Genomic DNA, 20231 nt, shown 5'->3' with positions numbered 1-20231 from the left:
CCACGACGCTATCCCGCGCCAGGTCACGGGCACCGTCCGGTACGGCGCGCCGGGTGGGGTCGCTCCGGGGCCGTCGACATGCCACGATCAGTGGTATGGGTCAGCTTCTGCTCCTGCTGGTCGTGGCGGTCGCCGTCGCGGCGGTGGTGTTCGGGGTCACGGTGCTGGTCACCGGCCGGGATCCCGGCCTGGTGCCGGTCGAGGCGGACGGGCGGGCGGTGCCGCTGCCCGGCGACCGTCCGCTGCGCGAGTCGGACGTCGGCGAAGTGCGTTTCGACACCGCCCTGCGCGGATATCGAATGGCCCAGGTCGACCAGGCGCTGCGCCGGGCGGCGTACGACATCGGCTACAAGACCGAGCTGATCGGGGTGCTGGAGGCAGAGGTGACCGCGTTGCGCGACGGACGGACGGCCGAGGCCGACGCCCTGCAGCGCGCCCGCGAGCAGTCCGTGGGCCTGGCCACCGGCCCGGCCGCCGACGTCACCCCGCCCGCACCCGACCCCTCCACCCCGTCGGTCTCCGACATCACCGTCACCCCGGCGGAAGCGGACGTCCCCGTCACCCCTGCGAACGCCGCTGCGTCCGGCAGTGCCGCGTCCGGTACCGGCGTGTCCGCCGCGACGAAGGCCAAGGACGCGCCGACGACTGCCCCGGCGGCGACCGCGCCGACCGGCGGCCACGGCGACGCCGCGACCGGTGAAGGTCAGATCGCCGAGACCGGCGGTGCGGGCGTCACGCCGACCGGCGATCAGCAGATCGCCCCGCCCGTCGAGGCAGCAGGCCGCACGTCCGACGACGACGCGCCGGAGGCCGAGCTTCGCGGGCCGGTGGTCCGCTCGGAGTCGGCGTGAGCGATCCGGAGGGGCAGGACGATCTGCGCCAGGCGGCCCAACCGGGCGCCGGTGAGGTCACCGCGACCGTGATCGTCGACGCCCCGGCCGAGAAGGTCTTCGCGGCACTGCTCGCCTGGGAACGTCAGTCCGACTGGATCCCGTTCACCAGAGTGCGGGTGGTCGAGGGCGACGGCGGCGAGGGCAGCCTGGTCGAGGCGGTCACCGCGCTCGGCCCGGCGGTGCTGCGGGACAAGATGCGGGTCGTCCGGGTGGACGCGCCGTACGAGATCGGCGTGGTGCACTGCGGCACCCTGCTGCGTGGTCCTGGCGTGCTGCGCTGCACGCCGTTGGCGGGCGGGCGTACCCAGGTGGTCTGGCACGAGTGGTTCCACCTGCCCGGCGGCACCGCCGGTCGCGCGGCCTGGCCGGTGCTCTGGCCCGGCTCGAAGTTCAGCCTCACCCAGGCGCTGCGTCGGTTCGCCCGTCAGGTCGAGCAGGGCCGCATACCCTGACCCGGTGCACCCCGCCGATCGCTGAGCCGCCCCACGGTGTCCGGCGGCGGGGTGGGCGCTCGATCTGTTCCGCTTTGGGCAGACCCGCGAGCACCACGAGCTTCCTCGTCAGTGGGCGGCGTGTAGATCAGATCGTGTGGATCGTGATGAGGTCTTCGAGCCCTGCGAGATCCTCGGCGTTGCGGGTGTACACGGCGGCGTCATGGGCGTGTGCTGTTGCCGCGATGAGCAGGTCCATCACCCTCGCTCGCGGTTGGCGGCCGGTCTCGACGACACGTGCGGCCAGCCGTGCGTAGCTATCGGCGATCACGTCGTCGATGGGAAGTGGATCAAATCGACGTTGGATGGCACTCAACCGTGCCAACCGGAGCGCCCTCGCCTCGGCGGTCTTCGCGACCAGGACACCGAACTGGAGTTCGGCGAGGCTGGCGACGCTGATGGCCAGCTCGCCGGGAATCGGGGTCACGTCGGTGGCGATAAGGATGCTGGTGTCGAGGATGCCGCGACTCACCGCTCGACCCACGGATCCGTGATGGCGTTGTCGAGCAGGTCCCGATCACCCGCCCACTCTGGGTCCGTGGGCTGTTCGAACACGCCGGCGAGGTCGTCCCACTCGCGCCAGGTGCGAGGACTGACCGGGCCGAGCACGGCTGCCGGTCGGCCTGCGACGGTGATCGTCACACGTTCGCCTGCCTGCGCCCGACGCACCAGGTCGCTGGCGTTCTGCCGCATCTCCCGCAGCCCCACCTCATGCATACCGCCAAACGTAGCACATGTGCTACCTGCGCCCGAGGGTCAGTCAGCACCTCGCTGCGGCCGATCCTTCGGGCCGCGGCGGTCACACCCACGACGTAGCCTCGGGGCCGTGACTGAACTGGTGATCGGTGCCGACGGGCTGGCCCGCTGCGCCTGGGGGGCGAGTACGCCCGACTACGCGGTCTACCACGACACCGAGTGGGGCCGCCCGCTGCGTGGCGACGACGCGCTCTTCGAACGGATGACGCTGGAGGCGTTCCAGTCCGGGCTGTCCTGGTTGACGATCCTGCGCAAGCGTCCGGCGTTCCGGGCGGCCTTCGACGACTTCCGGATCGAGGCGGTCGCCGGTTACGGCGAGGCCGACGTGGCGAGGCTGCTGGCCGACGCGGGCATCGTCCGCAACCGCGCCAAGATCGAGGCGGTGATCGCGAACGCGCGGGCCGCGCTGGAGCTGCCGGAGGGGCTGTCCGCGCTGCTCTGGTCGTTCGCGCCGGACGCCGACCGAGACCGTCCCACCGCGTTGACCGGGGTGCCGTCGTCGACCGACGCCTCCGCCGCCATGGCCAAGGCGCTCAAGCGGCGGGGCTTCCGGTTCGTCGGCCCGACCACGGCGTACGCGCTGATGCAGGCCACCGGAATGGTCGACGATCACCTGGCGGGCTGCCACGTCGTGGCGACCCGGGCGAACGTGATGAGATGAGGACATGACGACCGACACCGCGCACCGGCGCAGCGGCGCGAGCCACGCGGAGGGCCCCGGAGCCTGGGCGGTGCTGCTGCCGCCCGGCAGGTACGACGCCGAGCGGCTCGTGCACCACGACACGCTGGAGCTGACCGGCCTGGACGACCGCCTCCTGCCCGGCCCCGGCGACCAGATCGCGGTGCTGGCCGACGAGCCGCCCCGGCTGGTGGCGCTGGGCCGGGTCGCCGTGCCGACCGGGCACGCTCCCGACGACCCGGAGGACCCGCAGTCCGACCGGGGGCCCGACGCGCTGGTGGTCACGTACACCCGGCGGGCCTTCGACGAGCCGGTGCCAGCGGAGACGCTGACCCTCGACGGGCCGGTCACCGCGCTCGACCCGGTGACCTTCCGCGAGCTGGCCGACCGGCTCGGCCCGCCGCCGCAGCGGCGGACCTGGCTGGTCAGCCTGGACCTGCCGATCGAGGCCGACTCGCCGGCCGAGGCGGTCCGGCTGTTCTGGGCGTACGTGCAGGAGTTGGGCCCCCGGGAACTGCCCGCCTTCGTCTCACCCTCCGGCGACGAGTTGGCCATGCAGGCCTTCGTGCTGGGCGCCGAGGCGAACCAGGACCCGGAGGAGGACGACTGACCCGTCCGGGTCAGCGTCCCTCGAAGACCGGCTTCTGCTTGTTGACGAAAGCCAGCGTGGCCGCCCGGTGGTCGGCGGTGCCACCGCAGATCGCCTGCGCCTTCGCCTCGGCGGCCAACGCGTCAGCCAGCGTGCCGGCGTCGGCCACGGAGAGCTGACGCTTGATCGCCCCGTAGGCCACGGTCGGGCCGGCGGCGAGTCGGGTGGCGAGTTCCTGGGCGGTGGCGAGCACCTGCTCGTCGTCGTCCAGCAGCCGGTTGAGCAGGCCCAGCCGGGCAGCCTCGTCGGCGCGTACCGGCTCGGCAAGCATCAGCAGCTCGACGGCCTTGGCGTGGCCGACCAGCCGGGGCAGCGTCCAGGACGCACCGGTGTCGGCGGCGAGCCCGACCTTGGCGAACGCCATCAGGAAGCTGGTCGACGGCCCGCCGACGCGGAAGTCGGCGAGGAACGCCAGTGAGGCCCCCGCACCGGCGGCCATCCCGCGTACCGCCGCCACCACCGGCTTGGCCAGGTTGGCCAGCCGGGCGGCGATCGGGTTGTAGTGCAGCGCCACGGTGTCCAACGGCCGACCCGCGCCCTCCTGGAGGGTGGTCACGTGTTCGCGCAGGTCCTGGCCGGCGCAGAAGTTCCCGCCGGCACCGGCGAGCACCACCGCCCGGACGCCGCGGTCGGCCTCCAACTCGGCGAGGGTGTCCCGGAGCGCCTCCTTGAGCGCCACGTCGAGCGCGTTCATCGCCGTCGGGCGGTTCAGGGTGAGCGTGGCGACGGCGTCCGTGCGGTCGACGAGTAGCGGCTCTGTCACGTGTGGCGACCCTTCTGTCGGGCGATCCGGTGTCCTCCGTCGAGGCACTGTTCGACGTACCGGTCGGCGGCCGGCCGGAGCCGGGCCGCGTGCCGGTCGAAGAAGCCGGCCGCGGCGGTGCCGGGCCAGCGTTCGGGAAGCAGCGCCGGTGGTAGCTGCGGGTCCCGGAACAGGAAGGTACGCCACGCGTGCACCAGCCGGAACCGGGCCGCGTACGCCTCCTCGTCGCCGCTACGTGCGGAGACTCCGCTCAACAGGGCGCGCTGCTCGGTGACGAACTGCTCGTACGCCCGGCCGATCTCGGCGAGGTCCCAGGCCCGGCGGACCAGGCCCATCGCGCCCGGCGTGCCGGCGGCGTGCGCCGCGCTGAACCGCTCGAACCGGACGCCCGCCTCGCTGAGCAGCAGGTCGACGTCCTCGGCCGGGCGGGTGGCCACCCAGGTCTGTTCGTCGAGCGTGCCGTAGCCGAGATACCGCAGGTTGGCGGCGAGGCGCTGGCGGTCACGTCGCGCCGTTGGCGCGTCGAGCACCAACAGGTCGAACCGGCCGTCCCAGGTGACCCGACCGGTGCGGTAGATCCGGGAGGCCGCCTCGTCCAGCCGTCGGGCCGCCTTGGGTGTGATCGAATAGCCCGGTCCGGAGGTCAGTTTGACCGGTTCGAGCCACCCCTGCCGGACCATGCGGGAGACCGCCGTCCGTACGGCGGGTGGAGCGATCCCGAGCGGCGCCAGCAGCTTCACCAGGGCGGCAACGGGTGCGCGGCCACCCCGGGGTCGAAGGTGGTCGCCGTATAGGTCGAAGAGTGCCGACCGTGCCTGCATGACCGCACATTGTGACAGGCCATCTCGCGATAAGCTAGATGCTGTTACATCAATGCTGCTTCGGTTTGGGTCCGGCGGTGTTCATCAGGGAAAATCGTTGGTCGACACCTCCCGTGCACATTGCGGGTGGTCATGGCGAAGTGGCTGTGGGGCAACCCACCGACCCTGGTGTAGGTCTGAGGGGAGACAACATGGCGGCGATGAAGCCGCGGACGGGCGACGGTCCGCTGGAAGTCACCAAGGAGGGCCGGGGCATCGTCATGCGGGTCCCGCTGGAGGGCGGTGGCCGGCTCGTCGTCGAGATGACTCCCGACGAGGCGACGGCGCTCGGTGACGCGTTGAAGGCGGCCGCCGGCTGAACAAGGCCGGTTCGTCGGCGACGCTCGCCGCCGCGGACGGTTCGTCAAACCCTGAGCCACCGGCTGAGCCGGTGGCTCAGGGCCTTCACACCATCTCGCCGGGCAGCCGCCCCGCGATCGTCCTCAGGAGGTACGGCTCCGCGTGCTCGCCATCCGTCTGACCGCCGAGCCGGACCGGCTCGACGTCCTGGCCCTGCCCGTCCGACCCGGCAACGACGACACGTCGGCCGAGCCGGTGCCCACCGGGGCGCCGCTGCCCACGGGGGTCGCCGACGAGGCTGCCGCGCTGGTCGCGCCGGCCCGGGTCACCGGCCGACCCGGTCAGGTCCACACCCAGGTACGACCGGGTGGCACCCCCGCCCGGCTGCTGCTGCTCGGTGTGGGTGAGGCGGACGAGGCGGCCTGGCGTGCGGCGGGTGCCGGACTGGCCCGGGCAGCTCAAGATGAGACTCATGTCACAGTGGCGTTGCCGACGGAGGTCTCACCCGAGGCGGTGCGCGGGCTGGTCGAGGGCCTGCTGCTCGGCTCGTACCGCTTCCGCCTCGGCGACGACCGGGACGCCCCGACGCTGACCGGGGTCGACCTGGCGGTCACCGACCCCGACGCGTACGCGCAGGCCGTCGCGACGGCCCGGACCACCGCCGAGATGACCCGGCTGGCCCGGGACCTGACCAACACGCCCTCCTCGATCAAGAACCCGGAATGGTTCGCCGCCCAGGTCACCGACGCCGCCGCCGACCTGCCCGGACTCCGGGTACGGGTACGCGAGCCGGAGCAGCTGGCCGCCGAGGGGTTCGGCGGGATCCTCGCGGTGGGCGGCGGCTCGGCCAGCGGCCCCCGCCTGGTCGAGATGGACTGGCACCCGGCCGACGCCCGGACCCACGTGGTGCTGGTCGGCAAGGGCATCACCTTCGACACCGGCGGCATCTCGATCAAGCCCGTGCCGGCGATGAAGCTGATGCGCAAGGACATGGCCGGGGCGGCGGCCGTCGTCGCGGCCACCCTGGGCGCGGCGGCCCTGCGACTGCCGGTCCGGATCACCACGCTCACCCCGCTGGCCGAGAACATGGTCAGCGGCTCGGCGTTCCGCCCCGGCGACGTCATCCGGCACTACGGCGGCCTGACCAGCGAGACCACCAACTCCGACGCCGAGGGCCGGCTGGTCCTCGCCGACGTGCTGGCGTACGCCGTGCAGGAGCTCAAACCCGACCTGCTGATCGACCTGGCCACGCTGACCGGGGCGAACGCGGTCGCGCTCGGCACCCGCATCGGCGCGCTCTACAGCGACAACGACCAGTTGGCCGCAGACCTGCTGGCGGCCATCGACACGGCCGGCGAGTCCGCCTGGCGAATGCCGCTGGCCGCCGACTACGTCGAGCACCTCGGCAGCGACGTGGCCGACCTGCACAGCGCACCGACGCAGGGGGCCGGATCGGTGCTGGCCGCGCTCTACCTGCGCGAGTTCACCGGCGAGCTGCGTCAGCAGTGGCTGCACATCGACATGTCGGCGCCGTCGTGGTGCGACCGCGACGACGCGGAGCTGACCCGGGGCGCGACCGGCTGGGGCGTACGCGGCCTGCTGCGCTGGCTGGCGACCCTCTCCTGACCGACGGCTCGGCGGCGGTGCGCGCGAATCAGCAGCGCACCGCGGCCAGCAGCCCGTGCCCCACCGGCAGCATCGCCGGGATCCAGTGCTCCGACTCGCGGATGGCCTTGATCGTCTCGCGTACCGTCACCGTCTCCGCGTCCCGCGCGGCCGGGTCACCGATCCGGCCTCCGGCCAGCGTGCCGTTGAGGACCAGCACCCCGCCCGGCCGCAGCAGCCGCAGCGCGGCCTCCACGCAGGCGGTGAAACCGGTCGCCTCGGCGTCGACGAAGACCAGGTCGTACGCGCCGTCGGCGAGCCGGGGCAGCACGTCCAGCGCGCGTCCGGTGATGATGCGGGTCCGACCGGCGACGAAACCGGCCTCGGTGAAGATCCGGCGGGCGATCCGCTGGTGCTCCACCTCGACGTCGATGGTGGTGAGTACTCCGTCGGCCCGCATCCCGCGCAGCAACCAGACGCCGCTGACCCCGGTTCCGGTGCCGATCTCGACCACCGCCCGCGCGTTGCCGGCGGCGGCGAGCAGGCGCAACGCGGCGCCCGCACCCGGGGTGACCGCGTCGAGTCCGACCTCCCGGGCGAGGCTGCGCGCGGTACGCAGCACGAGATCCTCGGTGACGTACGACTCGGCGAACTGGAGAGCCGGGTTCGTCGAACTGCCGGAACCGGCGACCGTGGCGATGGGACACCTCCGGGCGGCGAGCATGATGCGCAGGGCGGGTGGGCACTGTGACTCTAGAGGCGGCCCGCCACCGGCGCAGCCGCGCGTCCACCCGCAGTGACAACCGCTGACCCCATGCGGCACATCCGTGCAATCCTGGAAGCGGTATCCCGTCGACGGCATCGGGGCGGCGTCCGATCGCCGGATCGCGGGACACCGGGGGACGGACTGGGAGGCACCGAGTGACCGACGGCTGGGACTGGCGCCAGCCCGGCGCGAGCGGCGTACCGGCGGGACAGCCGGTGCCCGGAACTCCGCCGGCAGGCTCGTCGGCACGCGAGGGCGCCCCGCCGGGCGTCTCACCGTGGTGGTCCGACGCGCTCAGCGACCCGTGGCGGGACCCGAACGCTCCGACGGCGGTGGTGCTGCCGGCGGCACCGGTCGCCGGTGCAGAGCCGGAACGGGTCACCGACCCGGACGCGCCCGGGCGCCCGAAACTGCACCAGATGCTGCTGGTGCCCCTGCTGGCCGCGTTGCTCGCCGGCACACTCGGTGGTGCCCTCGGGTACGCCTTCGCGGTCCGTGGCGGCGCGGCCGGGCCGGTGCTCGGCGCCGCACCCGGGACCGCCCCCACGCTCGCCCAGCGCCCGCCGGAGTCGCTGGCCGGGGTGGCCGAGCGGGTCCTGCCCAGCGTGGTCACCGTCCGGGTGGCCGGGGTGGGCGGCACCAGCGAGGGCTCCGGCTTCATCGTCAGCACCGACGGACACGTGATCACCAACGACCACGTCGTCGCCGGTGGCAGCGGCAAGGCGTCGGTGGTCTTCAACGACGGCAGCACCGACTCGGCGACGGTGGTGGGTCAGGACCCGGAGTCCGACATCGCCGTGATCAAGGTCTCACGTACCGGCCTGCGCCCGGTCGAGTTCGGCGACTCCGACGCCCTCGCGGTCGGCGACCCGGTGCTGGCCTTCGGCTCGCCGCTGTCGCTGGCGAACACGGTCACCTCGGGCATCGTCAGCGCGCTGGACCGGACCATGCAGGCCGGCGAGCCGGGCGGCCCGACGCGCTACTACGCCGCGATCCAGACCGACGCCGCCGTCAACCACGGCAACTCGGGTGGTCCGCTTGTCGACGCGGCGGGACGGGTGATCGGCGTCAACTCGACCATCAAGTCCCTGGTCGCGGACGGCCAGGAGGCCGGCAACATCGGTCTCGCCTTCGCCATCCCGATCAACCAGGCGAAGCGGATCACCCAGGAGATCATCGGCACCGGCAAGGCCCGGCGTACGGTGATCGGCGCTCAGGTGGGAGGACCCGGCGCCAACACCGGCGGCTCGGGTGTCCGCCTCGCCGCGGTGGAACCGGCGGGGCCGGCGGCCGGCGCCGGACTCCGGGCCGGCGACGTGATCCTGCGGCTCGACGGCCGACCCATGACCGAGCCGACCGACCTGATCGCCCTGGTCCGCAAGTACGCCCCGGGCTCGGTGGTGACGGTCGAGTACAGGCGGGGCGGCGACCAGCAGAACGCCTCGGTCACGCTGGCGGCGGATGCGAAGTGACCTCGCAGAACCCCTTCTGGCCGGGCCCCCGACGTGCGTACTCTGGCTGCGGTAGCCGGGGGAGGAGGACGGGGTGTTCGAGAACCTGAACGTGTGGGAGGTCGGCGCGCTGCTGCTGCTGGCGCTGCTGATCTTCGGCGACCGGCTGCCGCAGGTGATCAGCGACGGCCTGCGGATGGTGCGCAACCTGCGGAACATGGCGCGCAACGCCACCACCGACCTCAGCAAGGAACTCGGCACCGACATCCAGCTCGAGGACCTGCACCCCAAGGCGTTCATCCGCAAGCACCTGCTCAGCGAGGAAGACGAGCAGGCGATCCGCAAACCGTTGCAGGGTGTCTACGACAACCTCCGGGCGGACGTCACCGGCGTGCACAACGACCTCAAGGACGTCGCCACCGCCGCAGACCCGCGTACCCCCGCCGCCACTTCGTCGGCGGCGCGCACCACCGCACCGGCGGCGTCCCCGCCGGCCCCGCGCGCCGCCAGCTACGACGAGATCACCTGACGGCGCGCCTGGGCGGTCAGCGACCGGCCGGCGTGAGACCGAGCGGCTTGCCCAGCAGCGACTCCCGGCGCAGTGCGAGCCGGTCGGCGACCTGGCCCAGCGCCTTCGCCGCCGGAGAGTCCGGCGCGGCCAGCACGATCGGGTTCCCCTCGTCGCCGGCCTCACGCACCCGGGTGTCCAGCGGCACCTGACCCAGCAGCGGCACCTGCGCGCCGATGGTCTGCGTCAGCGAGTCGGCGACGGTCTGGCCGCCACCGGCACCGAAGACCTCCATCCGGGAACCGTCCGGCAGCTCCAGCCAGGACATGTTCTCGATCACACCGACCACCCGCTGGTGGGTCTGCAACGCGATCGCGCCGGCCCGCTCGGCCACCTCGGCGGCAGCGGCCTGTGGCGTGGTGACCACCAGGATCTCGGCGTTGGGCAGCAACTGGGCCAGCGAGATGGCCACGTCACCGGTGCCCGGAGGCAGGTCGAGCAGGAGCACGTCCAGGTCGCCCCAGTACACGTCGGCGAGGAACTGCTGCAACGCGCGGTGCAGCATCGGCCCGCGCCACACGACCGCGGCGTTGCCGGCGGTGAACATGCCGATCGAGATGACCTTCACACCGTGCGACTCCGGCGGCATGATCATGTCCTCGACCCGGGTGGGACGGCCGTCCGCGCCGAGCATCCGGGGCACCGAGTGTCCGTAGATGTCCGCGTCCACCACGCCGACGGAGAGCCCCCGGGCGGCCAGCGCCGCCGCCAGGTTCACCGTCACGCTGGACTTGCCCACGCCACCCTTGCCGCTGGCCACCGCGTACACCCGGGTGCGGGAGCCGGGCTGCGCGAACGGGATGACCGGCTCCTCGGACGCCCCACCGCCGCGCAGCGTGGCCTGGAGCTGCTGACGCTGCTCGGCGCTCATCACCCCGAAGTCGATCTCGACGCCGGTGACCCCGCTCACCGCGCCCACCGCGGCGGTGATGTCCGCCCGCAGCTTGTCCTTCAGCGGGCAGCCGGCCACCGTGAGCAGCAGCGCGACCCGGACCACACCGTCGTCGCCGATGTCGGCGGACTTGACCATGCCGAGTTCGGTGATCGGCCGGCGGATCTCCGGGTCGTTGACGGTGGCCAGGGCGGCCTGGACGGCGTCGTGGACGGTGCTGACGGGAGCTGACATGCCCGCAATGCTACGTCGGTCGTGATCCGCCTTCGGTGGCAGCGGCGACGGTGTGAGCCAGTCGATGACCAGGGTCAGGAGTGGCGGGGGGTGTCGCTGTCGCGCCGACCGTCCCCGAGAAGGTCCCCGTCCATCTCGTCGCGCGGCTCGTCCAGCGGGTCGGCGTCGTCGCCCCGCGCCGCCGACTCCTCCCGGAGCCGCCGCTCCAACCGCTGACGACGCTGCGCCGCCTCGTCCAGCTCCTCGGCCATCCGGGCCAGCTCGGACCGCAGGAAGTCCCGGGTCGCCACCTCACCCATCGCGATCCGCAACGCCGCGATCTCCCGGGCCAGGTATTCGGTGTCGGCCTTCTGCATGCCCGCCCGCCGCCGGTCCTCGTCCAGCGCCACCCGGTCCCGGTCGGCCTGCCGGTTCTGCGCCAACAGGATCAGCGGTGCCGCGTACGACGCCTGGATCGACAGGACCAGGGTGAGGAAGGTGAAGGTGTACGGGTCGAAGCGCAGAGCCGTCGGGGCGAGCGTGTTCCAGACGAACCACAGGGTGATGAACAGCGTCATGTAGACGATGAAGTTCGCCGTGCCCATGCCCCGGGCGATCGCCTCCGACCAGCGACCGAAGGTCTCCTGGTCGACCCGGGGCAACTTCAGGCCACGCGGCTCCCGGGGCAGGTCCAGCCGCTCTGTGCGCCGCTGCTCAGTCATCGACTCGCTCCGTGCTCACGTCGGCGGACTCCGCGCCGTTCGCGGCCTCCGGTGGGGTGCTCGGCACGGCGTCGCGGTCCCGCCAGTCCGGGGGCAGCAGATGGTCCAGCACGTCGTCGACCGTGACGGCACCCACCAGCCGGTTGTTCAGGTCGATCACCGGCATGGCGACCAGGTCGTAGGTGGCCATCCGGCGGGTGATCTCCGGCAGCGGCGTGGCCGGCCGCAACGGGTCGATGTCGTTGACCACCACCCCACCGAGCAGGTCCGCCGGCGGCTCGCGGAGCAACCGCTGGAAGTGCACCATGCCCAGGTAGCGGCCGGTCGGCGTGGCCATCGGCGCGCGGGACACGAACACCTGGGCGGCGACCGCCGGGGAGAGCTGCGGTTCCCGGATCCGCGCCAGGGCCTCCGCCACCGTCGCGTCCGGCGGCAGGATGACCGGCTCCGAGGTCATCACGCTGCCGGCCGTGCCCGGGGTGTACTTGAGCAACTGCCGGACCGGGTCGGCCTCGTCCGGCTCCATCAGGTCGAGCAGCACGTCCTGCTCCGGCGGCGGCAGCTCACCCAGCAGGTCGGCGGCGTCGTCCGGATCCATCTCCTCCAGCACGTCGGCGGCCCGCTCCCGGCCCAACGCGGTGAGGATCTCCACCTGGTCGCGCTCGGGCAGCTCGCTCAGCACGTCGGCCAGCAGAGGGTCGTCCAGCGCCGCCGCGACCTCGTTGCGGCGGGCGTCCGGCAGATCCTGCAACGCGTTGGCCAGGTCCGCCGGGCGCATGTCCTCGAGCACGGCGAGCAGGTTGGCGGTCCCCCCGGGCTCGGCGAGGCCGCTGAGCCCGCGTACCTTCTCCCACTCGACCTGCTGGAGGTTGCCCCGACGGGCCAGCCGGCCGGTCTGCTCCCGGGCTGCCACCCGGGTCAGCGACCAGTCCCCGGCGCGGCTGCACTCCATTGCCACGTCCACCACCGTGGCCGCCCGGTTCTCCGGGCCGAGCTGCACCCGACGGTCGAGCAACTCCTGGAGCACCAGCAACTCGTTCGGGCGCTTCTCGAAGCGGCGCAGGTTCAACGTGCCACTGCCCAGCACCACCGCGTCCGCGTCGATCGAGATGATCCGGTTGATGGAGAGGAAGATCCGCCGTCGCATCGGGATCTCGGCGACCAGGCCCACCACCTCGGGCGGCCGTGAGCCGGTGCGGAGCCGGGCCACGGCGTCGCGTACCCGGCCCACCTGGTCGCCGTTGGGATCGAAAACGGCGACTCCGGCGAGACGGGCGAGGTAGACCCGGGTCGGCGTGCTCACGGGCACCAGCCTAGGGCGTACGCGGAACTCAGCGCCCGGCTGTCACTTCCGGACAGCCCGGAGGGCCTAGTCTTTACCAACATGTCGACCTTGGCTTACGAGATCGTGGACGTCTTCACCGATCGTCCGTACGCGGGGAACCCGCTCGCGGTGGTCTTCGGTGCCGACGGGCTGGCCACCGAACAGATGCAGGCCCTGGCCCGGGAGTTCAACCTCTCCGAGACGGTCTTCGTGCTGCCCGCGACCCAGGTCGGCGCCACCTACCGGGCCCGGATCTTCACCCCGACCGAGGAGTTGCCGTTCGCCGGCCACCCCAGCGTAGGTGCGGCGGTGACCGCCAGCCGACGCGGCCTGTTCGGGACGGGACAGGTCAGCCAGGAGTGCGGTGCCGGGGTCCTGCCGATCGAGGTGACCGACGGCGGCGCCACGCTGACCGGCGGCACCCCCACCCTCGGGCCCGAGTTCGACCCGGAGCCGCTGCTGGAGGTGGCCGGACTGGCCGCCGACGACCATCTCGGCCCGGCACCCCGGGTGGCCGGCTGCGGGCTGGAGTTCCCGTTCCTGCCGGTACGCCCCGACGCGCTGGCGCGGGCCGAGGTCAATCCGGTGGCGGCCCGGCGGTACGGAATCGAACACGTGAGCGTCTTCTCCTGGAACGCCGACACGCAAACCGCACAGGCTCGGGTCTTCGTCCCCGGCCTCGGCGTACCGGAGGACCCGGCGACCGGTTCGGCCGCACTCGGTCTCGGCGTGTGGCTGGTCGCCACCGGCCTGCTGCCCGGCGAGGGACGTTCGTCGTACACCGTCCGGCAGGGCGTCGAGATGGGCCGACCGTCGACGCTGAGCTGCACGGTGACCGCCGCCGGTCGCACGGCGCTGGGTGCCAGCGTGGCCGGCCACGTCATGCCGGTGGCCCGGGGCGAGATCCTGGTGCCGCCGTTCGTCGGCTGACCGGCCGGGCACACGTACGGAAGGATGTGGTGGTGACCGACGAGCGTGACAGCACCCCCCTGGTCGCCGAGGCGATGAAGAAGGCCTCGGTGGCCTGGGTCGCGGTGGCGGGCGGACCCTCGCTCGCCCTGTGGTGCGTGCCCCTGGAGAGCGCCCTGTTCGTGGTCAGCGGCCCGGGGGAGCAGAGCGCGCCCGGACTGGCCGAGGCCGACGAGGCCCGGGTGACGCTCCGGGGCGACCACGGCGGCGCGATCGTCACCTGGCCCGCCCGGGTGACCCGGGTACGGCCCGGCACCGACGAGTGGGACACCCTGGCCCCGCTGGTCGGAGCCAAGCGACTGAACGCCCCGGGCGCCACCGCCGACCTGGTCGCCCGCTGGGCCGCCGACGACTGTGCACTGCTCCGGCTGACCCCCGGCGGCACGCCCGTCCACGGCGCCGACCTGCCCGCCGACTCGCTCGCCGAACCGCCCCGACCCTCACCGGCCATCCGCGCCGTCCGCAAGCCGTTCCGGCTGCACCGCGTCCGGCGGCGCTGACCGCAGCGCCGCCGCTACGGCACCGTCACCGGTGCGGCCCGCCCGGCCGGCACCCGCTGCCGCCGGTCCACCTCCGCCGACTCGACCAGGTCGATCACCTCGCCGAGGGCGCCCAGCACCCGACCGGTCCACTCGGTGTCGACGTTGAAGACCAGATGGTCGACCAGGTCCGGGGCGGCCAACCGGGCCGCGCTCAGCCCGGCCCGCCGCGCGCCGCTCAGCTCCTGACTGCCGCCGTCGCCCACGTACAGGCAGTCCTCCGGACGCAGGCCCAGTCGCGCGCACGCCGCCAGGTACAACGCCGCGTCCGGCTTGCAACGCCCCACCTGCACCGAGTAGATCCGCACGTCGAGCAGCGGCGCCACGGCCAACTCCGGCAGGAGCACCGGCAGTTCGTGCGTACAGTCGCTGATCACACCGGTCCGCATCCCCCGGTCCCGCAACGCGCGCAGCGTCGGGACGGCCTCGTCCCGCAACCGGGTGTCGCTACGCACGGCGTCCAGCCGGGCCGCAGCCGCCGCCCGCACCGCCTCCTCGGTCGGCCGTACGCCGGCCTGCTCGCACAACCAGCGCAGGGTCGCCTCCGCACTGCCGAAGCGCCCGGCGGCGCGCTCGTAGAACGTGCGGTCGAGCAGCTCGACGAAGGTCTCCGGCGGACAACCGAGCAACTGGGCGGTGACGTGGTGACCGGGACCGCGCTGGACCGGACGGGTCAGCGTGCCGAAGAAGTCGAACAGCACCGCCTGGAACCTGGGCATGGGGAAGCGCCTCCGGGCGGGGTGAGGGGGGTCCCGACGGGCTGCGCATGATCGTAACGGACCGCTGACGGAAAGTGGTCATCGCGGTCGTGTGAGGATTGCGTCTCGTGCCGCCCGAACCACACCGTCCCCCGGTCGACCTGCTGACCACCGGCGCACTCGCCATCGCCGTGGTGGCCGTCTCCTCGTCCGCGCCGTTGATCGCGTTCGCCGCCGCGCCCGCACTGGCCCTCGCCTTCTGGCGCAACGTGCTCTCGGTCGCCGTGCTGAGCCCGTACGCGCTCACCCGTCGACGGACCGAGTTCCGCTCCCTGCTGACCGGCGCGAACCGGCGTCAGGGCGTCTTCTGCGTACTCTCCGGGGTCGCGTTGGCCGCACACTTCGCCACCTGGATGCCGAGTGCGAAGCTCACCACCGTCGCCGCCGCGACCGCCCTGGTCGCCACCCAGCCGGTCTGGCAGGGGCTGATCGCCCGCCTCCAGGGCCGCCGACTGCCGCTGGGCGTGTGGGCCGGCATCGGGGTGGCGGTGCTCGGCGCGGTCCTGGCCACCGGTGCCGACTTCACTGTCTCCGGCGCGGCCTTCGCCGGTGACCTGCTCGCCCTGGCTGGGGGCCTGTTCGGGGCGATCTACACCGCGCTCGGCGAGCGGGCCCGGGTCACCGTCAGCACCGCCACCTACACCATCATCTGCTACGCGGTGTGCGGACTCGTCCTGCTGGTGGTCTGCCTGGTCGGCCGGGTGCCGTTGGGCGGCTTCGACACCGGCACCTGGCTCGCCGTGATCGCGCTGGTCGCCGGTGCCCAACTGCTCGGCCACTCGATGTTCAGCTACGCGCTGCGGCGGATCCCGGCCACCACGGTCAGTGTGCTGATCCTGCTGGAGGCCCCCGGCGCCGCCCTGCTCGGCTGGGCCTGGCTGGGGCAGCTGCCCGCCGCGTCCAGCGTGCCCGGCCTGCTCCTGCTGCTGGTCGGGGTCGCCGTGGTGGTGCTCAGCAGCGCCCGGTCCGCCCGCCGGGTCAGCCGTTAGGCGGGCAGGCCGACCGCTGCCGCGCTGGCCGCCCAGAGTCGGGCCGCGAGCTGCGGATCGGACGCCTTGCGCAGCGGACGGCGCGGTCGGCAGTCGAAGTAGTAGCCGCCGCCGATCAGGCGGGACCGGTCCTGGTTGGCCAGCCACACCAGCGTCTGGGCCCCCTTGACCGGACCGCGCAGCGGCAACAACCGCATGCCCAACGCGACCAGCCGGCTGTCGCTGCCGAACCGGGTCCGCACCACACCGGGATGGAAGCAGTACGAGTCGACCGCCGGCCACCGCCGGGCCGCCTCGGCCGTGAACAGGATGTTGGCCTGCTTGCTCGTGCCGTACGCACCCATCGGGCGGTACCGCCGCAGCGGCCGGTTCAGGTCGTCCGGGTCCAGCGAACCGCTGCGGTGCGCGCCGGAGGCGGTCACCACCATCCGCCCGATCCGGTCGGCCAACAGGTTGCTGAGCAGGAACGGCGCCAGATGGTTGGCCTGGATGGACAGCTCGAAACCGTCGACCGTGGTGATCGGCTGGAGCACGATCGCACCCGCGTTGTTGGCCAACACGTCGATCCGGTCGTACGCGGCCCGCACCTGCTCGGCCAACCGCCGTACGTCGTCGAGGGCCGCGAAGTCGGCACGGAACGTCTCGGGACGCTCACCGGACGCCTCGCGTACCTCGTCGGCGGCGGCCCGCAGCCGGGCCGGGTCCCGCCCGACGAGCACCAGCCGGTCACCACGGCGCGCCAGGTCGATCGCGGCGGCCAACCCGATTCCGGAACTCGCTCCGGTCACCAGCACGAGTCGACGGCCGGTCAGACCATCCGCAGGTCCATCCACCCCGGTCACGGCACGAGATTACCGTGATCGCCGATCTCGCTGTACCTCGACTTTCCCACCGATCCGACGACCGTCGGACCGGCCGCCCGCCCCGAGCCGTGGCCGGGGCGGGCCGACCTGTTCAGACGGTGGTCACGCTGGTGGCCCAGATGATGAAGATCGACACGTAGGCGAGCACCGCCAGCCCGATGAAGGCGGTGAGGATCCAGCCGACGATGATGGCCGCCTTCGCCATCCCCTCGCCCTCCTCGCCGGTCTCCCGGATCTGGCGCATGGCCACATGCCCCATGATCGCGCCGATCGGAGCGGTGATGCACGAGCCGATCCCGATCAACGAGAGGATCAGGGCCACCAGGGCCATCGAGTTGGTGCTCCGCGGCGGATAGCCGTAGCCGTAGCCGGGCTGCACCGGCGGCGGGTAGCCGGCGGGCGGGTACTGCGCCGGAGCCGGCGGGAGGTCGGATTTCGCGGCGTACTGGTCGATCGGCGGGTAGGGATCGGCCGGCCGGTACGGGTCGTAACCGGCGGGCTGCGAGGGGACCGACAGGAGAGGATCGACCGGCGGACCGGAAGGCTGACCGGCCGACGCGGGGTCGGGCCAGCCGCCGGCCGGTGGGGGCTGTGTCATCGGGCTCACTTCCGTCGCGATGTTGTGGCAGTCAGGGTAGCCACCGTCGGGTAGGCCGCGACGCGCCCGACAGCGGGTGCGCGTTGCCCGGCACGGCGGCAGCAGGCAGGATCGCGGCATGGGGATTGACGCGCGCGCGGCGGACCGTTCCGGCAGCAGACCGAGACGGGACGTGAGCCGGCCGGGTGTGGCCCGACGCCCCCGCCCGGTCGCCACACCGAACGCGGCGGACGACGACGCGCCGGCACCGCTGCCCGAGCCGGTGACCATGCGGCTGGACGGCAAGGTCGCCCTGGTGACGGGGGCCGGCAGCCCGGACGGCATCGGGTACGCCACCGCCCGTCGGCTGACCGACCTCGGCGCCCGGGTGGCGATCGTCTCTACCACACGGCGCATCCACGAGCGGGCCGGTGAACTCGGGGTGACCGGCTTCGTCGCCGACCTCACCGACGAGTCGGAGGTCGGCGCGCTGGCCGACGCCGTCGCCGAGCAACTCGGCGACGTGGAGGTCCTGGTCAACAACGCCGGGCTGGCCAGCCGGGCGAGCCCGGAGGTGCTGCGGCCGGTCGCCCAGCTCAGCTACGAGGAGTGGCGGGCCGAGATCGACCGGAACCTGACCACCGCGTTCCTGTGCAGCCGGGCCTTCATCGGCGGGATGGCCGAACGCGGCTGGGGTCGCATCGTCAACCTGGCGGCCACCGCCGGGCCGGTCAACGCTCTGCCCACCGAGGCGGCGTACGCGGCGGCCAAGGCCGGCGTGGTGGGCCTGACCCGGGCCCTGGCCATGGAGATGATCGCCGACGGGGTGACCGTCAACGCGGTCGCGCCCGGCACCATCTACACCGCCGCCTCCACGATGGCCGAGATCAAGCAAGGTCTGGGGACCCCGGTCGGGCGTCCCGGGACCCCCGACGAGGTTGCCGCCGCGATCACCTTCCTCTGCTCACCGGCGGCGTCGTACATCACCGGGCAGATGCTGGTGGTCGACGGCGGCAACAGCGTGCGGGAGTCGCAGTTCCGCTGACCGCGCCCAGGGGTTCCGGTGGCCGTGGTCAGGTGTTCGTGCCGCTCGATCCGGCCCAGACGACCAGCGCCAACCAGCCGCAGCAGGCCACCAGGTAGAGGCCGGTGAAGATGTAGCTGAGCACGAGCCCCCAGGTGGCGAGCTGGTCGCCGTCCTCGCCGCTGGTGCGGAGTTGACGCTTGGCCAGATGACCGAGGGCGATGCCGGCCGGGGCGAAGACGAACGCGAAGACCAGCGACAGGATCGCGAGCACGTTGGTGCCGCCACCGCCACCGCCATAGCCACCTCCGCCCGGATGTGGTGACGGCGGTCCGTACTGCCCGTAGGGGCCCTGCGGCGCGTACGGCGGCTGCTGCCCCCACTGCGGCCCGTGCGGCGGCTGCCCCGGATGCTCGTACGACGGCTGCCCGTAGGCCGGCTGACCATACTGCTCACCCGAGGGCGGGCCGTACGGGTCGCCCTGACGCTGCCCGTACTGATCGCCCGCCGGCTGGCCGTACTGATCGCCTGTCGGCTGGCCGTGCGGGGGCTGCTGGCCCCCCGGCGGCGGCTCGTAGGGCGACGGTGGCTGGTCCGGCTCCGGTGGCTGGCTCACGTTCCTCGACGTTACCCGCAGTGATGGACCCTGTCCCTACGGTTGTCAGGAAGGGGTCGCTGTCGAGCGGGATCGTTCGTGACGTCGCCGTTTTCGGGCCGGCCGTCTCATGGGTGTCCTTCGGGCTCCCTGTCGAGCTGAGCCGTTTGTGCGGTCGCGGCTCCGGGCTGGTTGTCCCCACGGTGTCCTGCGGGCTCGCTGTCGAGCTGAGTCGTTTGTGCGGTCACCGCCCTGGGTCGACCAGCGGCCTGGACAGCGCGATCCGTCTTCGCTCTCAGCTCGATAGTGCCCGTGCCCGTGCCCGTGCCCGGCACAACAGTCGTCGGGGGCCACCACCCGGATCCGACGGCGGCCGGCCCGATCGCATCTGACGTCCCAGCCGTCTCAACCGGCCGTAGCGGCTGAGCGGGTCAGTGCAGCCCAGTTCCGCCCAGTTCGGATCAGCCCCTCAGAGTCAGCCCCGTCCGGATCAGCATGCAGAGCCGGCCACCCAGGTCAGCCCAGCCGGTCAGGCCAGTCGGGTCAGCCCAGCCGGGTCAGCCCAGCCGGGTCAGGCGAGTCGGGTCAGGCCGGCGGCGGCGCGCTCGACGATCAGGCAGCGGTCCTCGACGTAGTCGATGCCGGCCTGCTCCGCGATCTTGCGTGCCTGCGCGGAGACGATGCCGAGCTGCAACCAGACCGCCGGGGCGCCGATCGCCACCGCCTGGCGGACCACCTCGACGGCGTCCTCCGCCGGGCGGAACACGTCGACCAGGTCGACCGGGTGCGGGATGTCGGCAAGGGAGCGGTACACCGGCTCGCCGAACAACTCGTCGGCGGTCGGGTTGACCGGGATGATCCGCCATCCGTACCGCTGCATCTCGGCCGGTACGGCGTGCGCGGCCTTGCTCGGGTCGCGGGACGCGCCCACGACGGCGATCACGGCGGAGTCGGCGAGGATCTGCTGAGCGGTACGCACCAGCCG

The 20231-nt window shown here is 72.8% G+C and carries 25 protein-coding genes; 12 read left to right on the top strand and 13 right to left on the bottom strand.

Going from position 1 to position 20231, the window contains the following annotated elements; translation table 11 throughout:
- Positions 1-95 precede the first annotated feature (95 nt).
- Together ACIBO1_RS02705 and ACIBO1_RS02700 are read left to right on the top strand one after the other, a co-directional pair.
- Positions 96-851, top strand: coding sequence for a DivIVA domain-containing protein (locus ACIBO1_RS02705; protein ID WP_396740896.1), 756 nt, complete (start codon positions 96-98; stop codon positions 849-851).
- On the top strand, positions 848-1345 hold the full coding sequence (locus ACIBO1_RS02700; protein WP_176092467.1) for an SRPBCC family protein: 498 nt from the start codon (positions 848-850) through the stop codon (positions 1343-1345). The genes ACIBO1_RS02705 and ACIBO1_RS02700 overlap by 4 nt, the downstream gene beginning before the upstream one ends.
- A gap of 127 nt (positions 1346-1472) precedes the next feature.
- Here ACIBO1_RS02700 and ACIBO1_RS02695 read toward each other — a convergent pair whose 3' ends face one another.
- Together ACIBO1_RS02695 and ACIBO1_RS02690 are read right to left on the bottom strand one after the other, a co-directional pair.
- On the bottom strand, positions 1473-1856 hold the full coding sequence (locus tag ACIBO1_RS02695; protein WP_396740894.1) for a PIN domain-containing protein: 384 nt from the start codon (positions 1854-1856) through the stop codon (positions 1473-1475).
- The gene (locus tag ACIBO1_RS02690; RefSeq protein ID WP_396740892.1) at positions 1853-2101 is read right to left on the bottom strand and encodes a type II toxin-antitoxin system Phd/YefM family antitoxin; all 249 of its coding nucleotides are present in this window, start codon (positions 2099-2101) and stop codon (positions 1853-1855) included. Before ACIBO1_RS02690 ends, ACIBO1_RS02695 begins: the two co-directional genes overlap by 4 nt.
- A 109-nt stretch (positions 2102-2210) precedes the next feature.
- Between ACIBO1_RS02690 and ACIBO1_RS02685 the strand changes: the two genes are divergently transcribed.
- Positions 2211-2801, top strand: coding sequence for a DNA-3-methyladenine glycosylase I (locus ACIBO1_RS02685; protein ID WP_396740891.1), 591 nt, complete (start codon positions 2211-2213; stop codon positions 2799-2801).
- Between the two features lie 4 nt (positions 2802-2805).
- Positions 2806-3429, top strand: coding sequence for a hypothetical protein (locus ACIBO1_RS02680; protein ID WP_396740889.1), 624 nt, complete (start codon positions 2806-2808; stop codon positions 3427-3429).
- A gap of 10 nt (positions 3430-3439) precedes the next feature.
- Here ACIBO1_RS02680 and ACIBO1_RS02675 read toward each other — a convergent pair whose 3' ends face one another.
- Both ACIBO1_RS02675 and ACIBO1_RS02670 read right to left on the bottom strand, forming a co-directional pair.
- On the bottom strand, positions 3440-4231 hold the full coding sequence (locus ACIBO1_RS02675) for an enoyl-CoA hydratase/isomerase family protein (RefSeq protein ID WP_396740887.1): 792 nt from the start codon (positions 4229-4231) through the stop codon (positions 3440-3442).
- Positions 4228-5052, bottom strand: a complete 825-nt coding sequence (locus tag ACIBO1_RS02670) for a PaaX family transcriptional regulator C-terminal domain-containing protein (protein WP_131056292.1) — start codon at positions 5050-5052, stop codon at positions 4228-4230. Before ACIBO1_RS02670 ends, ACIBO1_RS02675 begins: the two co-directional genes overlap by 4 nt.
- A 191-nt stretch (positions 5053-5243) precedes the next feature.
- Between ACIBO1_RS02670 and ACIBO1_RS02665 the strand changes: the two genes are divergently transcribed.
- Complete coding sequence (locus tag ACIBO1_RS02665) at positions 5244-5411, top strand: DUF3117 domain-containing protein (protein WP_013283866.1); 168 nt, start codon at positions 5244-5246, stop codon at positions 5409-5411.
- A gap of 142 nt (positions 5412-5553) precedes the next feature.
- Positions 5554-7017 (top strand): leucyl aminopeptidase family protein, encoded by a 1464-nt coding sequence (locus ACIBO1_RS02660; RefSeq protein ID WP_396740884.1) that lies wholly within the window; start codon positions 5554-5556, stop codon positions 7015-7017.
- A 28-nt stretch (positions 7018-7045) separates the two neighbouring features.
- Here the strand turns inward: ACIBO1_RS02660 and ACIBO1_RS02655 are convergent, their stop codons facing one another.
- Positions 7046-7720, bottom strand: coding sequence for an O-methyltransferase (locus ACIBO1_RS02655; RefSeq protein WP_396740882.1), 675 nt, complete (start codon positions 7718-7720; stop codon positions 7046-7048).
- A 257-nt stretch (positions 7721-7977) separates the two neighbouring features.
- Here ACIBO1_RS02655 and ACIBO1_RS02650 point away from each other — a divergent pair, with 257 nt between their 5' ends.
- Both ACIBO1_RS02650 and ACIBO1_RS02645 read left to right on the top strand, forming a co-directional pair.
- Positions 7978-9234, top strand: a complete 1257-nt coding sequence (locus ACIBO1_RS02650) for a S1C family serine protease (protein WP_396741492.1) — start codon at positions 7978-7980, stop codon at positions 9232-9234.
- A gap of 73 nt (positions 9235-9307) precedes the next feature.
- Positions 9308-9742 carry a preprotein translocase subunit TatB gene (locus tag ACIBO1_RS02645; protein WP_396740881.1) on the top strand — a complete coding sequence of 145 codons (435 nt, stop codon included), beginning with the start codon at positions 9308-9310 and terminating at the stop codon, positions 9740-9742.
- A gap of 16 nt (positions 9743-9758) precedes the next feature.
- Here the strand turns inward: ACIBO1_RS02645 and ACIBO1_RS02640 are convergent, their stop codons facing one another.
- From ACIBO1_RS02640 to ACIBO1_RS02630, 3 genes are all read right to left on the bottom strand, one after another.
- Positions 9759-10907 (bottom strand): Mrp/NBP35 family ATP-binding protein, encoded by a 1149-nt coding sequence (locus ACIBO1_RS02640; protein WP_350695970.1) that lies wholly within the window; start codon positions 10905-10907, stop codon positions 9759-9761.
- Between the two features lie 74 nt (positions 10908-10981).
- Positions 10982-11608: a DUF1003 domain-containing protein gene (locus ACIBO1_RS02635; RefSeq protein ID WP_396740880.1), complete on the bottom strand. Its 627-nt coding sequence runs from the start codon at positions 11606-11608 to the stop codon at positions 10982-10984.
- Positions 11601-12911 (bottom strand): magnesium transporter MgtE N-terminal domain-containing protein, encoded by a 1311-nt coding sequence (locus tag ACIBO1_RS02630; protein WP_396740878.1) that lies wholly within the window; start codon positions 12909-12911, stop codon positions 11601-11603. Before ACIBO1_RS02630 ends, ACIBO1_RS02635 begins: the two co-directional genes overlap by 8 nt.
- An 81-nt stretch (positions 12912-12992) precedes the next feature.
- Here ACIBO1_RS02630 and ACIBO1_RS02625 point away from each other — a divergent pair, with 81 nt between their 5' ends.
- Together ACIBO1_RS02625 and ACIBO1_RS02620 are read left to right on the top strand one after the other, a co-directional pair.
- On the top strand, positions 12993-13862 hold the full coding sequence (locus ACIBO1_RS02625; protein WP_396740877.1) for a PhzF family phenazine biosynthesis protein: 870 nt from the start codon (positions 12993-12995) through the stop codon (positions 13860-13862).
- 74 nt (positions 13863-13936) lie between these two features.
- Entirely contained in the window at positions 13937-14401 is a 465-nt protein-coding gene (locus ACIBO1_RS02620; protein ID WP_396741490.1) for a hypothetical protein, read from the top strand.
- A gap of 14 nt (positions 14402-14415) precedes the next feature.
- Here ACIBO1_RS02620 and ACIBO1_RS02615 read toward each other — a convergent pair whose 3' ends face one another.
- Positions 14416-15159: an HAD family hydrolase gene (locus ACIBO1_RS02615; protein ID WP_396740876.1), complete on the bottom strand. Its 744-nt coding sequence runs from the start codon at positions 15157-15159 to the stop codon at positions 14416-14418.
- Between the two features lie 107 nt (positions 15160-15266).
- Here ACIBO1_RS02615 and ACIBO1_RS02610 point away from each other — a divergent pair, with 107 nt between their 5' ends.
- Entirely contained in the window at positions 15267-16187 is a 921-nt protein-coding gene (locus ACIBO1_RS02610; protein WP_396740874.1) for a DMT family transporter, read from the top strand.
- Here the strand turns inward: ACIBO1_RS02610 and ACIBO1_RS02605 are convergent.
- Together ACIBO1_RS02605 and ACIBO1_RS02600 are read right to left on the bottom strand one after the other, a co-directional pair.
- Positions 16184-16981, bottom strand: coding sequence for an SDR family NAD(P)-dependent oxidoreductase (locus ACIBO1_RS02605; protein WP_396741488.1), 798 nt, complete (start codon positions 16979-16981; stop codon positions 16184-16186). The genes ACIBO1_RS02610 and ACIBO1_RS02605 overlap by 4 nt on opposite strands.
- A 160-nt stretch (positions 16982-17141) precedes the next feature.
- Positions 17142-17648: a DUF4190 domain-containing protein gene (locus ACIBO1_RS02600; RefSeq protein WP_396740873.1), complete on the bottom strand. Its 507-nt coding sequence runs from the start codon at positions 17646-17648 to the stop codon at positions 17142-17144.
- Between the two features lie 187 nt (positions 17649-17835).
- Here ACIBO1_RS02600 and ACIBO1_RS02595 point away from each other — a divergent pair, with 187 nt between their 5' ends.
- Positions 17836-18672, top strand: a complete 837-nt coding sequence (locus ACIBO1_RS02595; RefSeq protein ID WP_396741486.1) for an SDR family NAD(P)-dependent oxidoreductase — start codon at positions 17836-17838, stop codon at positions 18670-18672.
- Positions 18673-18700: 28 nt separating this feature from the next.
- On the opposite strand, the gene ACIBO1_RS02590 is transcribed toward ACIBO1_RS02595, so the two are convergent.
- On the bottom strand, positions 18701-19267 hold the full coding sequence (locus ACIBO1_RS02590) for a DUF4190 domain-containing protein (protein WP_396740871.1): 567 nt from the start codon (positions 19265-19267) through the stop codon (positions 18701-18703).
- Between the two features lie 550 nt (positions 19268-19817).
- Positions 19818-20225 (bottom strand): CoA-binding protein, encoded by a 408-nt coding sequence (locus ACIBO1_RS02585; RefSeq protein WP_396740869.1) that lies wholly within the window; start codon positions 20223-20225, stop codon positions 19818-19820.
- Between the last annotated feature and the right edge of the window lie 6 nt (positions 20226-20231).

Source organism: Micromonospora sp. NPDC049903, from assembly GCF_044460945.1.
GTDB lineage: Bacteria > Actinomycetota > Actinomycetes > Mycobacteriales > Micromonosporaceae > Micromonospora.
The sequence above is the reverse complement of the archived record's forward strand: the minus strand, read 5'-3'. Positions and strand labels throughout refer to the sequence as shown.